This window comes from Streptomyces akebiae (assembly GCF_019599145.1).
GTDB classification, from domain to species: domain Bacteria; phylum Actinomycetota; class Actinomycetes; order Streptomycetales; family Streptomycetaceae; genus Streptomyces; species Streptomyces akebiae.
The window spans coordinates 5108293-5122804 of the sequence record NZ_CP080647.1 but is presented as its reverse complement, the minus strand read 5'-3'; the positions used below and the strand labels follow the sequence as shown (position 1 = coordinate 5122804).

At 67.4% G+C, this 14512-nt stretch carries 12 protein-coding genes; 7 read left to right on the top strand and 5 right to left on the bottom strand.

Annotated elements, in window-relative coordinates:
* The first annotated feature begins 61 nt into the window (after positions 1 to 61).
* The 7 genes from K1J60_RS21995 (at position 62) to trxA (ending at position 9717) form a co-directional block, all read left to right on the top strand.
* The gene (locus tag K1J60_RS21995) at positions 62 to 2470 is read left to right on the top strand and encodes a DUF6049 family protein (RefSeq protein ID WP_220647695.1); all 2409 of its coding nucleotides are present in this window, start codon (positions 62 to 64) and stop codon (positions 2468 to 2470) included.
* Positions 2471 to 2517: 47 nt separating this feature from the next.
* On the top strand, positions 2518 to 4734 hold the full coding sequence (murJ, locus tag K1J60_RS21990; RefSeq protein ID WP_220647694.1) for a murein biosynthesis integral membrane protein MurJ: 2217 nt from the start codon (positions 2518 to 2520) through the stop codon (positions 4732 to 4734).
* A gap of 118 nt (positions 4735 to 4852) precedes the next feature.
* Positions 4853 to 6577, top strand: coding sequence for a protein kinase family protein (locus K1J60_RS21985; protein WP_220647693.1), 1725 nt, complete (start codon positions 4853 to 4855; stop codon positions 6575 to 6577).
* A 25-nt stretch (positions 6578 to 6602) separates the two neighbouring features.
* Positions 6603 to 7316, top strand: coding sequence for an RNA polymerase sigma factor SigM (gene sigM / locus K1J60_RS21980; protein ID WP_220647692.1), 714 nt, complete (start codon positions 6603 to 6605; stop codon positions 7314 to 7316).
* Positions 7313 to 8200 carry an anti-sigma factor family protein gene (locus tag K1J60_RS21975; protein ID WP_220647691.1) on the top strand — a complete coding sequence of 296 codons (888 nt, stop codon included), beginning with the start codon at positions 7313 to 7315 and terminating at the stop codon, positions 8198 to 8200. The genes sigM and K1J60_RS21975 overlap by 4 nt, the downstream gene beginning before the upstream one ends.
* 172 nt (positions 8201 to 8372) lie before the next feature.
* Positions 8373 to 9344 (top strand): thioredoxin-disulfide reductase, encoded by a 972-nt coding sequence (gene trxB, locus K1J60_RS21970; RefSeq protein ID WP_033530658.1) that lies wholly within the window; start codon positions 8373 to 8375, stop codon positions 9342 to 9344.
* A 40-nt stretch (positions 9345 to 9384) separates the two neighbouring features.
* A complete protein-coding gene (trxA, locus tag K1J60_RS21965; RefSeq protein ID WP_045558506.1) occupies positions 9385 to 9717 on the top strand; it encodes a thioredoxin in 333 nt (110 codons plus the stop codon).
* 53 nt (positions 9718 to 9770) lie between these two features.
* Here the strand turns inward: trxA and K1J60_RS21960 are convergent, their stop codons facing one another.
* The 5 genes from K1J60_RS21960 to K1J60_RS21940 form a co-directional block, all read right to left on the bottom strand.
* Positions 9771 to 10388 carry a GNAT family N-acetyltransferase gene (locus K1J60_RS21960; RefSeq protein WP_033530657.1) on the bottom strand — a complete coding sequence of 206 codons (618 nt, stop codon included), beginning with the start codon at positions 10386 to 10388 and terminating at the stop codon, positions 9771 to 9773.
* Positions 10389 to 10710: 322 nt separating this feature from the next.
* The gene (locus K1J60_RS21955; RefSeq protein WP_220647690.1) at positions 10711 to 11802 is read right to left on the bottom strand and encodes a ParB/RepB/Spo0J family partition protein; all 1092 of its coding nucleotides are present in this window, start codon (positions 11800 to 11802) and stop codon (positions 10711 to 10713) included.
* The gene (locus K1J60_RS21950; RefSeq protein ID WP_078853556.1) at positions 11799 to 12872 is read right to left on the bottom strand and encodes a ParA family protein; all 1074 of its coding nucleotides are present in this window, start codon (positions 12870 to 12872) and stop codon (positions 11799 to 11801) included. Before K1J60_RS21950 ends, K1J60_RS21955 begins: the two co-directional genes overlap by 4 nt.
* A 288-nt stretch (positions 12873 to 13160) precedes the next feature.
* Complete coding sequence (gene rsmG, locus K1J60_RS21945; RefSeq protein ID WP_220647689.1) at positions 13161 to 13877, bottom strand: 16S rRNA (guanine(527)-N(7))-methyltransferase RsmG; 717 nt, start codon at positions 13875 to 13877, stop codon at positions 13161 to 13163.
* Between the two features lie 115 nt (positions 13878 to 13992).
* Positions 13993 to 14505, bottom strand: a complete 513-nt coding sequence (locus tag K1J60_RS21940) for a Jag family protein (protein ID WP_215456962.1) — start codon at positions 14503 to 14505, stop codon at positions 13993 to 13995.
* Positions 14506 to 14512 lie beyond the last annotated feature (7 nt).

Genomic DNA, 14512 nt, shown 5'->3' with positions numbered 1-14512 from the left:
GTTACCATGCGTGGACGCACATTCCGACGACCACTGACGACGACGAGGGACGGGCGAGCGCGTGGCCGAGGCGGCAGACTTCCAAGGGACGAGTCCCTCACCTGCCCGCCGGTGGCTGCTGCGCACCGGAGCCCTCTTCGCTGGGGCACCCCTGTTGGCAGGCCTGTTCCAGCTGGCCGGGACCCCGGCCGCGCAGGCGGCCCCGAAGGCCTCCCTGGCCGAGGCCACGGGATCGAACACCGTCGAGGTCTCCCTCGACTCGCTCAGCCCCAGCGTGCCCACCGACGGCGACACCGTCACCGTCTCGGGCACGGTCACGAACAAGGGCAAGCAGACCGTCACGGACGCCCATGTGGGCCTGCGTGTGGCCCCGGCCGCCGTGTCGGGCCGCTCGTCCATCGACGAGGCGGCCAAACGCTCCGGCTTCGAGCAGTACGCCGACGGGCCGGAGGTCGGCGGCAAGTACGTGGAGAAGTTCTCCGCGCTCGCCTCCGGCGTGGCCCAGCCCTTCACCATCTCGGTGCCCGTCAAGGAACTGGACCTCGGCGCGGACGGTGTCTATCAGCTGGGGGTCTCCCTCTCGGGCAGGACCGCCGCCGCTCAGTACGACCAGGTCCTCGGCATCCAGCGCACGTTCCTGCCGTGGCAGCCCGAGGAGTCGGACGCCAAGACGAAGACGACGTACCTCTGGCCGCTGATCTCCAACACCCATCTGACGGCCGAGACCGGTCCCGGCGAGCAGCAGACGCCCGTCTTCCTCAACGAGGATCTGGCCAAGGAGATCTCCGCGGGCGGACGCCTGGAGCAGATGCTGACTCTGGGCAAGGACCTGGACATCACCTGGGTGATCGATCCGGACCTGCTGGCATCGGTTGTCGCGATGACGGGCGGATACCAGGTCCGCAGCGGAGGCACGACCGTCGCGGGCCGGAATCAGGCTGTCGCCAAGGAGTGGCTGGCGGAGCTGGAGACCGCGGTTCAGGGCGAGGAGGTGATCGCTCTGCCCTTCGCCGACCCCGACCTCGCGGCGCTGGCCCACAACGGCAAGACGATCACCGGCTCTCTCAGCCGTCTGAAGGACGCCACCGATGTGGCCTCCGACACGGTCCAGAACATCCTCCGTGTCGAGCCGGAGACGGACTTCGCCTGGCCCGTGAACGGTGCCGTCGACCCGTCGATCGTCAAGGTCGCCATCTCAGCGGGCGCCGACAAGGTGATCGCCCGCAGCGACAGCCTGCAGGAGAGCAGCAGCCTGTCCTACACGCCCAGCGCGGCCCGGCCCATCGGCGGCGGCACCACGGCAGTGGTGGCGGACGCCCGGTTGTCGACGGCCTTCCAGGGCGACATGACGAAGGCCGAGAGTTCCACGCTGGCGGTGCAGCGATTCCTCGCCCAGAGCCTGACCACGGAACTCCAGAACAGCAAGCAGCGCAGCATCGTGATCGCTCCGCAGCGGATGCCGTCGGCCAGCCAGGCACAGACGATGGCGCAGGCTCTCACCGCGCTCCAGGGCGGAAACTGGTCGCAGCCTCAGGAACTCTCGGCCGCCGCCGCCGCGAAGCCCGATCCGAGCGCCAACACCAAGATCCCGTCTTCCTCGGCCTACCCCTCGTCGCTGCGGAAGCAGGCGCTGCCGAAGTCCTCTTTCGAGGAGATCCAGACCACGCAGGCCGACCTCGACCGCTTCAAGGTGATCCTCTCCGACCAGTCCCGAGTGGTCACGCCGTTCGGCAGGACCATGGACCGGGAGATGTCCACCTCCTGGCGCGGCCGTTCCATGGACGCGGCGGTCTACCGCAACGGCGTCCAGACGTACCTCAACTCACTCACCGAGCAGGTGCGATTGATCGAGAAGTCCGAGACGAAGCTCTCGGGCCGCAGCGCGACGATCCCCGTGACCGTCCAGAACAACCTTGTGCAGGGTGTCGACAACCTGACGCTGCGCCTCACGTCCAATGCACCGACGCGTCTGAAGATCGGTGATGACGACTTCGCCGAGCAGTCCGTCGACATCTCCGGCGGGCACAGCGAGTCGGTGAAGTTCACCACCAACGCCGAGGCCAACGGGCCGGTCACCGTCGTCGCCCAGCTCTACACGGCGGACGGCGAGAAGTATGGTGACGAGGTCAGATTCACGGTGAACGTCACCGAGATCACCGCCACGGTGATGCTGGTCATCGCCGGTGGCGTCCTGCTCCTCGTCCTCGCCGGATTCCGGATGTACACCCAGCGCAAGCGCGCCGCCGCCCGTCTGGAGACAGAAGGAGCCCCGACGGACGACGAGGCGTCGGAGAGCGCCCGGAGAGACGGCGACGCGAACACCGAGGCGGTCTCAGTCGTACACACTGCCGAGGAGAAGCCCCCGGTGAAGTCCGGGACAGATGAGCCGGAGCACGCGAGTGACCCGGCACCGGACACCGCTCCGGAAAGCGCCGACCCGTCCGGCACGGGTGAGAGAGTGGACCGTTGAGCGATTGTCGTGGCCGGTTGGCCCGGGGACGATGAGGTGGGGTAACCATGAACGCGCCGTACGACGGTGACCGCGGCCAGGGCGCGGCCGACTCGGGGTATCCCGAGGGCCCGCAGCCCGGGCCGGGCCAGGTGCCGCCGCAGCCCCCCGCGGACATGTACCTCCAGGACGCGTACGACCAGGACCCCTACCGCGCACATGATCTCGCCGCGCAGGACCCGGTGGCCGAGGCGCTCTACGACCGAGCCGCCCACCCGCCGCCGGCCCCGGGCACCTACCAGCCGCAGCAGCCGCTCTACGCTCAGCCGTCGGCGCCGCAGTACGCGCCTGACCCTCGTGTGTGGGCCCAGACGCCAGCGCCCGAGCCCGAGGGGCCGACCCGGCATCTGCCGTACGGCGACGACGCCCGTACCACCCAGTTCGTCGGTGTGGACGACCTGGTGACGCAGGCCGGTGAAGAGCGCCACGAGCCGGACGCCTTCGCCCATCTCTTCCGCGACCAGCAGCAGGGCGGCTCCCCTGTGGGGCAGCCGTCCGTTCCCGGTCCGGCCCCGGCCCCGAGCCCCGGGGCGGGCCGTCCGGACCGCGAGGAGCCAGCACCTGTTCCCACGCCCGCACCCGCCGCGAAGAAGGGCGGGCGGGCCTCGGGCCTGCTGAAGTCGAGCGCCGTCATGGCGGCGGGCACCATGGTCTCGCGCCTTACGGGGTTCATCCGCTCGGCGATGATCGTCTCGGCGCTCGGTCTCGCTCTGCTGGGTGAGTCCTTCCAGGTCGCCTATCAGCTACCGACGATGATCTACATTCTGACCGTCGGCGGTGGCCTCAACTCCGTCTTCGTGCCGCAGCTCGTCCGTGCCATGAAGGATGACGAGGACGGCGGAGAGGCGTACGCCAACAGGCTGTTGACCCTGGTCATGGTGATCCTGGGCCTCCTCACAGCGCTCGCCATGTTCGCCGCGCCACTTCTCGTCCGTGCACTGTCGACGCCTCTCGCCTCCGACGCCCAGGCCAATGACGTCGCTGTCACCTTCACCCGTTATTTTCTGCCCTCGATCTTCTTCATGGGCATCCATGTGGTGATGGGACAGATCCTCAACGCCCGCGGCCGGTTCGGCGCGATGATGTGGACGCCGGTCCTCAACAACATCGTCATCATCGTCACCCTCGGCGCGTTCCTCTGGGTCTACGGCAGCGCGGCAGACTCCGGCATGACAGTTGAGAACATCCCGCCGGAGGGCGAACGGCTGCTGGGTATCGGCATCCTCCTGGGCCTCGTGGTCCAGGCCCTCGCGATGATCCCGTACCTGCGGGAGACCGGCTTCCGGATGCGGCTGCGGTTCGATTGGAAGGGGCACGGTCTCGGCAAGGCCGCAATGCTCGCCAAGTGGACCATCTTGTTCGTCCTCGCCAACCAGGCAGGCGCCCTCGTCGTCACCCAGTTGGCGACCGCAGCGGTCACGGAAACCAAGATCGCCGGCACCGGTTTCAGCGCCTACGCCAACGCACAGCTCATCTGGGGCCTGCCTCAGGCCATCATCACCGTCTCGCTCATGGCCGCCCTCCTGCCCCGCATCTCGCGCTCGGCAGCCGAGGACGACGCCGGCGCCGTGCGTGACGACATCTCACAGGGTCTGCGCACCACGGCCGTCGCCATCGTGCCGATCGCCTTCGGCTTCGTCTCGCTGGGCATCCCGATGTGCACGCTGATCTTCGGTTCGTCCGGCACCGGCGCGGCGACGAACATGGGCTTCATGCTGATGGCCTTCGGGCTCGGCCTGATCCCGTACTCCGTGCAGTACGTCGTCCTTCGCGCCTTCTACGCGTACGAGGACACCCGGACGCCCTTCTACAACACGGTCATCGTGGCGGCCGTCAACGCGAGCGCCTCGGCGATCTGCTTCTTCGTGATCCCGGCCCGCTGGGCCGTGGTCGGCATGGCGGCCTCGTACGGTCTGGCGTACATGATCGGCGTCGGCGTGGCCTGGCGTCGCCTCAAGAAGCGGCTGGGCGGGGACCTGGACGGCTCCAGGGTCATGCGCACGTACGCGCGACTGTCCATCGCCTCGTTGCCCGCGGCGCTGCTCAGTGGTGCGGCCTGCTACGGCATCAGCCGGGCCCTGGGACAGGGCGTCGGTGGTTCGATGCTCGCACTCGTCGGGGGAGGAATCGTTCTGCTCGGTGTCTTCTACGTCGCCGCACGACGCATGCGCATCGAAGAGCTCAACTCGATGGTCGGTATGGTCCGGGGACGGCTGGGGCGCTGAGGCTGGGGTACGCGCACAACCATCGTCCGCCGACGCGTGTCGCTCATAGCGGCGGACTGTGGGCACAATTGGCTTTGGCGTCTTGGAACGCTCAACGGATGGGGAGGCAGGAACGACGGTGGCGGAACGGAGCACGGCTGCCGTCGACGTGGCAGACAACAGCGGCGACGAGCCGCTGACCGCACAAGCGGACCAGTCCACGGCCGACGGGGAGGCCCAGAACCGGGAGCGGGACACGGAAAGCTCGGCGAGCGAAGAGGCACAGGGGAGCGGTACCGAAAGCCCTTCGAAGACGACACCGCCCGAACTGCACAGCGGCCACAAGCTCGCCAGGCGCTACCGCCTCGAAGAGTGCGTCACCCGTCTGGACGGTTTCAGTAGTTGGCGTGCCGTGGACGAGAAACTCCGCCGCGCAGTCGGGGTGCATGTGCTGCCCGCCGACCACGCGCGCGCTCGTTCCGTGCTGGCGGCGGCCCGCTCCTCGGCGTTGCTCGGTGATCCCCGCTTCGTCCAGGTGCTGGACGCGGTCGAGGAGAACGACCTCGTGTACGTGGTGCACGAATGGCTGCCCGACGCCACGGAACTGACGACTCTGCTGGCCTCGGGTCCCCTGGAACCGCATGACGCGTACCAGATGGTCACGCAGATCTCCCACGCCATGGCCGCCGCGCACCGGGAGGGCCTCTCACACCTGCGGCTCAACCCGAGTGCGGTGCTGCGCTCCGCCGCCGGCCAGTGGCGCATTCGCGGTCTCGCGGTGAACGCCGCGCTGCGCGGCATCGCCTCGGACACCCCACAGCGCACGGACACCGAGGCGATCGGTGCGCTGCTGTATTCGGCGCTCACCCAGCGGTGGCCGTACGAGAACGACGCACACGGCCTCTCCGGCCTTCCCAAGGGCGTCGGTCTCATCGCGCCCGACCAAGTCCGTGCAGGCGTCCACCGAGGGCTGTCGGAGCTGTCCATGCGGGCGCTCGTCAACGACGGTGCCACCGCCTCCCGCCATGAGTCTCCGTGCACGACGCCGGAGGAACTGGTGAAGGCGATCGGTGAGATGCCCCGCATCCGCCCGCCGGAGCCCGCGTTCACCGCGCCGCCCGACTACCAGCACACGACGTACCAGCAGGGCACGTACGGCCGTCAGTCCCCCCAAGCCGGCATCACGCAGCCCCTGCAGACTCCGCCTGCCCCGCTGCAGAGCCGGACCGGCAAAGCCCTCAAGTGGGCCGTCTCGGCCCTGCTGATCGCCGCCCTCGGTCTTGGCAGCTGGCAGCTGGCCGACGCGCTGATGGGACGGGGGGGCCAGTCCAGCGAGCCGGACACGAGCCAGCAGACCGACGGCAGCGACAAGGGCACCGACAAGGCCAAGCCCGTCACGACGCTCAGTATCAAGGGCGCTGCGGAGTACTACCCGGACGGGAAGGCTCAGCACCCGGGCGATGTCGGCTTGACGTACGACAGCAGCGGGTCGACGTATTGGCGGACTTACTCCTTCAAGGGCGGTCCCACGCTGGCTCCTTACAAGCAAGGCGTAGGCATCGTCTACGACCTCGGCTCGGCGCAGGAGGTGTCGGCGGCCTCGATAGGGCTGTACTACTCCGGCGACCACACAACGGCCACGCTCTATGCGGCCGACTCACTGTCGTCGTCCGCCCCGCTCAGTTCCATGACGAAGATCGCCACAAACCAGACAACCGGGACGGAGCTCAAGATCTCCGCCAAGAGGTCGGTGAAGACCCGGTACGTTCTCGTTTGGCTCACGGATGTGCCCAAGGCAGACGGCGACGAGTACAGCGACCCCGGCTACAAGCAGGCGATCACCGACGTGAAGTTCATGGGCTGAGAGTTCACCGAGGAGGGGGGGTCCGATGGCGCACATCGCTGACCACAGCGGGGTAAGCGATCAGGATCTCCTGGCCCGCCATGTCGAGGGCGACCCCGACGCCTTCAGCGAACTCGTACGGCGGCACCGGGACCGGCTCTGGGCGGTGGCGCTACGGACCCTGGGAGACCGCGAGGAGGCCGCTGACGCCGTCCAGGACGCTCTGGTGTCCGCCTACCGGGCCGCCCACACCTTCCGCGGCCAATCGGCCGTCACGACCTGGCTGCACCGCATCACCGTGAACGCCTGCCTGGACCGCGCCCGCAAGACCGCCTCTCGCAAGACGTCGCCCGTCGACGACACCGAACGCCTGGAGCAGCTCCTGGAGCCGCACGAGTCGGCGTCCGCCCCGGCCGAGCGCAATGATCTGCACCGCCAGCTGCTGGAAGCCCTGGGCACCCTGCCGAAGGATCAACGGGCGGCGCTCGTCCTGGTGGACATGCAGGGCTACCCCGTCGCGGAGGCCGCACGCATCCTCGATGTGCCGACCGGCACAGTGAAGAGCCGCTGCGCCCGTGGCAGAGCCAGACTTCTGCCGCTCCTGACCCATCTCCGTGCGGATGGCGAGGGGGAGGGCGGCAAAAAGTCGGAGCGGGGAAGGAACCGGGCGCAGGGGACATCCGTCCCACCCGCAGCGGGAGCACATGATGCAGGGCCAAGCAATTCAGCTGCTGTGAAGGGCGGAGGTGGGCGAGCGTGACATCCACGACCGACACGGCCGGGCACCCGGAAGTCACGGAGATCTCCGACCTCAGCGAGGGTCTTCTGCCTCCTGCCCGCACTGCGGATGTCCGTCGACACCTGGACGAGTGCCCTCTCTGCTCCGACGTCTACGCCTCGCTGGAGGAGATCCGCAGCCTCCTCGGGACCTTGCCAGGGCCTCCCCGCATGCCCGACGACGTAGCGGGAAGGATCGACGCCGCCCTGGCCGCCGAGGCTCTGCTGAACGCCACGGCGCCCGGAAGCGAGACGACCGAAGAGCTCGCAGATGTCTCACGCACCACTGCGAGCGAGAACGGCGCGCATGTTTCACGTGAAACATCGCCTGCTGTGGATCGTCCCGCCGGTCATCCACGCGCGTCCACCGGCCCGGGCCGCACGAGCCAGAAGCGGCGCGGCCGTCGTAGGACAGTCATCGGTGCCGTCTTCGCGATCGCGGCCCTGGGCCTCGGTGCTGTTCTCGTCCAGTCGATCGGTGAGGACGACAGCCCTCCGGCCACAGCTTCCGACACCTTCTCCGGCGTCAAGCTGGAGAAGCAGGTCAAAGATCTCTTGGGCAAGACCGAGAGCGGAGGCCTTCCCGAACAGGATTCCTTCGGGACTGCGGCATCACCGGACAAAGGCACGAAGACGTTTCTCACCACCGACGTGCCCGGCTGCATCGCGAAAGGCATCGGAGACACCACAGGTGCGATCGCTTCCGAGCCTGGTACGTACCGGGGAGCTGAGGCGTACCTCGTGCTGCTGCCCGACCGCTCCGACGACTCACGCGTCACCGCTTACGTCGTCGACGCCTCGTGCTTGGAGAAGCCTTCGGAACCCGCTGGCGACGTTCTCGTGCAACGAACCTACGCCCGTCCCTGAGGACTGTCTCCGCACTGTTCCACCTTCGGCGACCCCATGACGGGGTCGCGCCTTCGTGTGCCCGGACACACCGGGAATGCGCGCCCCTTAGGATCCGTTGGGTGGGGTGAGAGTTTCGAGAGCAGCTCCCACCGGCAGTACGCAGCAGTCTCCAGAGACGAGGAATCAAGCCGTGAGCGACGTCCGTAACGTGATCATCATCGGCTCAGGGCCCGCCGGCTACACGGCAGCGCTCTACACCGCGCGCGCGTCGCTGAAGCCGCTGGTGTTCGAGGGCGCCGTCACCGCAGGCGGCGCGCTGATGAACACCACCGAGGTGGAGAACTTCCCCGGCTTCCGGGACGGCATCATGGGCCCTGATCTCATGGACAACATGCGCGCCCAGGCCGAGCGCTTCGGTGCCGAGCTCGTTCCGGACGACATCGTCGACGTCGACCTGAGCGGCGAGATCAAGACCGTCACGGACACCGCGGGCACCGTGCACCGCGCCAAGGCCGTCATCGTCACCACGGGCTCCCAGCACCGCAAGCTCGGGCTGCCCAACGAGGACGCCCTCTCCGGCCGCGGTGTGTCCTGGTGCGCCACCTGTGACGGGTTCTTCTTCAAGGACCAGGACATCGCCGTGATCGGCGGCGGCGACACCGCCATGGAGGAAGCCACCTTCCTGTCGCGGTTCGCCAAGTCCGTGACCATCGTCCACCGCCGGGACACCCTGCGCGCCTCCAAGGCGATGCAGGAGCGTGCGTTCGCCGACCCGAAGATCTCCTTCGTGTGGGACAGCGAGGTTGCCGAGATCCAGGGCGACCAGAAGCTCGCTGGTCTGCAGCTGCGCAACCTCAAGACGGGCGAGACGTCCGAGCTGCCGGTGACGGGCCTGTTCATCGCGATCGGACACGACCCGCGCACCGAGCTCTTCAAGGGTCAGCTCGACCTGGACGACGAGGGCTATCTGAAGGTGGCTTCCCCGTCCACCCGGACGAACCTGTCCGGTGTTTTCGGCGCTGGCGACGTCGTCGACCACACGTACCGTCAGGCGATCACCGCCGCCGGCACCGGCTGCTCCGCCGCCCTCGACGCCGAGCGTTTCCTGGCCGCCCTCGCCGACGGTGACCAGGTCGCCGAGCCCGAGAAGACCACCGTCTGACCCCGTCCACCCCACCGCACCAACCAGTTAGGAGCCCTCAGTGGCCGGCACCCTGAAGAACGTGACCGACGACTCCTTCGAGCAGGACGTCCTCAAGAACGACAAGCCCGTCCTGGTGGACTTCTGGGCCGCATGGTGCGGTCCGTGCCGCCAGATCGCGCCGTCCCTCGAAGCGATCGCCCAGGAGTACGGCGACAAGATCGAGATCGTCAAGCTCAACATCGACGAGAACCCGGCCACGGCCGCCAAGTACGGCGTCATGTCCATCCCGACGCTGAACGTCTACCAGGGTGGCGAGGTCGCCAAGACCATCGTCGGTGCCAAGCCCAAGGCAGCGATCGTGCGGGACCTTGAGGACTTCATCGCCGAGTGATGTTTCACGTGAAACACGAAGGGGCCGACCCAGGAGGGTCGGCCCCTTGGCCTTTAAAGCGGCCGCAGCGCCGGCTCCTTCTGCACGGCACCCAGAAGCCGGTCCAACGCCAGCTCGACGTCCTCCTTCCAGGAGAGCGTCGTTCGGAGCTCCAGCCGCAGCCTGGGATAAGTGGGGTGGGGCCGCACCGTCTTGAAGCCCACGGCCGTCAGATGGTCGGCGGGAAGAACACACGCCGGTTCCTTCCAGCGGGCGTCTCCGAAGGCTTCGATCGCTTTGAAGCCCCGTCGCAGTAGATCCTTGGCAACGGTCTGGACCATCACACGCCCCAGCCCCTGGCCCTGGTACCCCTGCATGATGAAGGCGGTCATCAACTGGACGGCGTCAGGGGATACCGGACTCGTGGGAAACGCTGTGGAGCGAGGCACATAAGCCGGAGGCGCATACAGCACGAAGCCCACCGGTACCTCGTCCACGTAGACGACCCGACCACAGGACCCCCAGTCCAGCAGGACGGCTGAGATCCACGCTTCCTTCTCGAGGGCGGGAGTCCCTGCCTTTACGGCAGCTTCGCCGCTGACTGGGTCCAACTCCCAGAAGACACACGAGCGACAGCGCTTGGGAAGGTCCTGAAGGTTGTCCAGCGTGAGCGGTACGAGCCGACGGCCCATGAAGGCTGTTCCTCGCTTCCTTCGCCCGCAGCGTCGCGAGCGGCTGTCAGAGCGCTCCGCTCCCTGAGCAGACTGCCGACGAATCCGCCGACGGCCCCGAGTCCCAGGCCTGCTGTGACCAGTCCGGAACGGCTCACGGTTCGCATGGCCCGCCTCTCCACAAAGATCCGCCAGGTCGATGCGCCATACCCAATCGCATCGTATCCACGATGCGATTGCCTAGATACCGCCTCAAAGCAAAGAGCGGGCTGTGTCCGGTATACATCGGACACAGCCCGCTCATGTGGTCGACGAGCCGAGGGCTGACCTGCGAATCGGAGGGTCAGACCTCCGGCTCCTCCGAGGTGTCGTCCAGGAGACTCTTCTGGAGAGCGAGTTTCTCGCCGGGAGCGAGAGTGCTCAGGATCCGTTCAAGATCCTCCGTGGAGGCGAACTCCACGGTGATCTTGCCCTTCTTCTGCCCCAGGTCGATCTTCACGCGCGTTTCGAAACGATCCGAGAGTCGGGTGGCGAGCTCACCGAGTGCCGGGGAGGGCACGGAGCCGGCCCGTGGGCCCTTGGACCGTGCCGTGCTCTTCGGGCGCGACCCCATGAGGGTGACGATCTCTTCAACCGCTCGCACCGAGAGGCCCTCGGCCACAATGCGGTGAGCAAGCTTGTCCTGCTCCTCTGAGTCCTCGACGGAGAGCAGCGCCCGCGCATGCCCGGCGGAGAGAACACCGGCTGCCACACGACGTTGCACCGCCGCCGAAAGCTTCAACAGACGCAGGGTGTTGGAAACCTGAGGGCGCGAGCGACCGATTCGGTCCGCCAGCTGGTCATGCGTGCAGTTGAAGTCCTTGAGCAGCTGGTCGTAGGCGAAGGCTTCTTCCAGCGGATTCAGCTGAGCGCGGTGCAAATTCTCGAGGAGCGCGTCCAGCAGAAGCTTCTCGTCGTCCGTCGCCCGTACGATCGCCGGGATCGCGTCGAGCTCGGCCTCATGGCAGGCTCGCCAGCGCCGCTCACCCATGATGAGCTCGTAGCGGGCCGGGCCCACTTGCCGTACGACGATGGGCTGGAGAAGGCCGACCTCCTTGATGGAGGTGACGAGCTCCTGCAACAGATCCTCGTCGAACACCTCTCGGGGCTGGCGCGGGTTCGGGGTGATGGAGTCGAGAGGCAGCTCGGCAAAGTAGGCGCCGATAGGTGCCGTGGGCAGTTCGCCTGCGGCATCAGGCGACAGCTCCTCTGTTTCACGTGAAACAGGCGGGAGCGTGGCCAGCTTCGAAGCCGCCACCCCACGCTCGGGAACGAAGACAGACGCCGGTGGGGTGGCGGCGGGTGCAGCAGCTGTCGGAGCCTCCTTCTCGCCCGTCGCGGCCGCTGGGATCAGTGCGGCCAGACCACGGCCCAACCCCCTCCGTCGATCACTCACTGGATCCCCTCCACCACACTCGGATTGTTCTGAGCACCAATGTGGGCGTGCGTCGGGTCGTACCCTACGCCCACGCCCTTCAGTGCGATTTCTCGTGCCGCCTCAAGGTAGGACAGGGCACCGCTCGATCCTGGATCGTAAGTCAGCACCGTCTGCCCATAGCTAGGCGCCTCGGAGATCCGGACAGAGCGAGGAATGCTCGTCCGCAGCACCTCTTCGCCGAAGTGGGTGCGCACCTCGTCGGCGACCTGGGACGCCAGGCGCGTCCGGCCGTCATACATGGTGAGCAGGATCGTCGACACATGGAGGACGGGGTTGAGGTGCCCCCGTACCAGGTCGACGTTGCGGAGCAGCTGGCCGAGGCCCTCCAGCGCGTAGTACTCGCACTGGATCGGGATGAGGACTTCCTGGCCGGCAACCAATGCGTTCACCGTCAGGAGACCGAGCGAGGGCGGACAGTCGATGAGGATGTAATCCAGGGGCTGCTCGTACGCCTGGATCGCCCGCTGCAGTCGGCTCTCTCGTGCCACCAGCGACACCAGCTCGATCTCCGCACCGGCGAGATCGATCGTGGCGGGGGCGCAGAAGAGACCTTCCACATCGGGAACGGGCTGGACGACTTCCGACAGCGGCTTGCTGTCGATCAGCACATCGTAGATGGACGGCACCTCGGCATGATGATCGATCCCCAACGCGGTGGACGCATTGCCCTGAGGGTCAAGGTCGACCACGAGGACACGGGCGCCGTGCAGAGCCAGCGAAGCGGCAAGGTTGACCGTTGTCGTGGTCTTTCCGACGCCGCCCTTCTGGTTGGCGACGACCATGACTCGGGTCTGCTCGGGCCGAGGCAGTCCCTCACCGGCACGCCCCAGAGCCTCTACCGCCAGCTGGGCAGCACGACCGATGGGAGTGTCGTCCATCGGGGGCGGTGTTTCACGTGAAACATCCTCCCCCATCGACTCGGTACGGGGACCGGGGACCGGATCGGTCATCGGTCCCGCGATGTTGGCGTCGGACCGCAAGGATTCACTCTCCTCGACTTCAGGCTCGCAATGAACAGAGCCTCCCATGCCTTCGGGGTCGTGAACCAGTGAGGCCTGGTGTTCTGTGGAGAATTCCACCTCTGTGGAAAACCCCGTTACCTCTCCGAGTGACCCAAGAGGCTTCCGGTCGCGCGGTTCGGCCGCAGCGCGGCCACGGCTGATGATGCCGTGCAGCAGTGAGCGACGTTTCACGTGAAACACGATGCCCAGCGGCAGAGGCCACGCTCGCGCGACACTCCGAGATGCATAGGTTTGGAAGCTTGTGTGGAGTACGACTCGTCGTCAGGACGGATCAGCGAACGTCCAGATCGATACCTAGCGGCGACGCCGTACCCGCCCTGTCCGCGCAGCCTTCGCCCGCTTCGCCGCGAAACGCACGCCACCCGGGCTCTCCCCGACCTCCACACGGACCACTGTGGACAGCGGATCGACCACACCCTCGCCCACATGGTGGATGGAGGTCGCTACCGCGCCGAGCTTGCTCAGGGCGGTGGCTGCGCTCTTCAGCTCCTCCTCCGCGGTGTCGCCCTTGAGCGCCAGCATCTCTCCGTACGGGCGCAGCAGCGGAATGCCCCAGCCGGCCAGTCGGTCCAGTGGCGCCACCGCTCGCGCCGTCACCACATGAACCGGCTGCAGCGTCCCGAGGACTTCCTCAGCTCGGCCACGGACAACGGTCACATGGTCGAGTCCCAGGAGTTCAACCACCTCGGTCAGGAAGTTCGTGCGCCGCAGCAGGGGCTCCAGCAGCGTGATCTTCAGATCGTCCCGGACAAGGGCCAGCGGGATACCGGGCAGTCCGGCACCGGAGCCGACATCGCACACCGTCACCCCCTCGGGCACGACCTCGGAGAGCACCGCGCAGTTCAGCAGATGCCTCTCCCACAGGCGGGGTACCTCCCGCGGGCCGATGAGCCCGCGCTGCACTCCCGCCTCAGCCAGGAGCTCGGCGTATCGGACCGCATCAGCGTAGCGATCGCCGAATACGTCGCGCGCCTGCTCGGGCGCAGGGGGGAGCTCCGCTGCCTCCGTCACGGGGACCGTCCTTCCGTACCGCAAGAGCGCACTGTGCGCTGACACCAGAACAACAGGCTGACAAAGTTCGGCCCCGCCTGCAGGCAGACGGGGCCGGAGAAGCGTACGTACCGAATCAGGCAGGCAGGACGACGACGAAGCGCTGGGGCTCCTCGCCCTCGGACTCGCTTCGCAGACCGGCGGACTTGACCGCGTCGTGCACGACCTTGCGCTCGAAGGGCGTCATCGGCTGCAGCTTCACGGGCTCGCCCGTGCTCTTGGCCTCGGCCGCCGCCTTGGCCCCCAGCTCGGAGAGTTCGGCGCGCTTCTTGGCCCGGTAACCGGCGATGTCCAGCATCAGACGGCTGCGGTCCCCGGTCTCACGGTGCACGGCCAGGCGCGTCAGCTCCTGGAGCGCCTCAAGCACCTCGCCCTCACGGCCGACGAGCTTGTTCAGATCGCGGCTACCGGAGTCGCTGATGATCGAGACAGAGGCACGGTCGGCCTCGACGTCCATGTCGATGTCGCCGTCCAGGTCGGCGATGTCCAGCAGACCTTCCAGGTAGTCCGCAGCGATCTCACCCTCCTGCTCCAGGCGGGTCAGGGTGTCGCCACCCTCGGAGGCGGCGGAGGTGGTGCCTTCCGTCACGGGATGG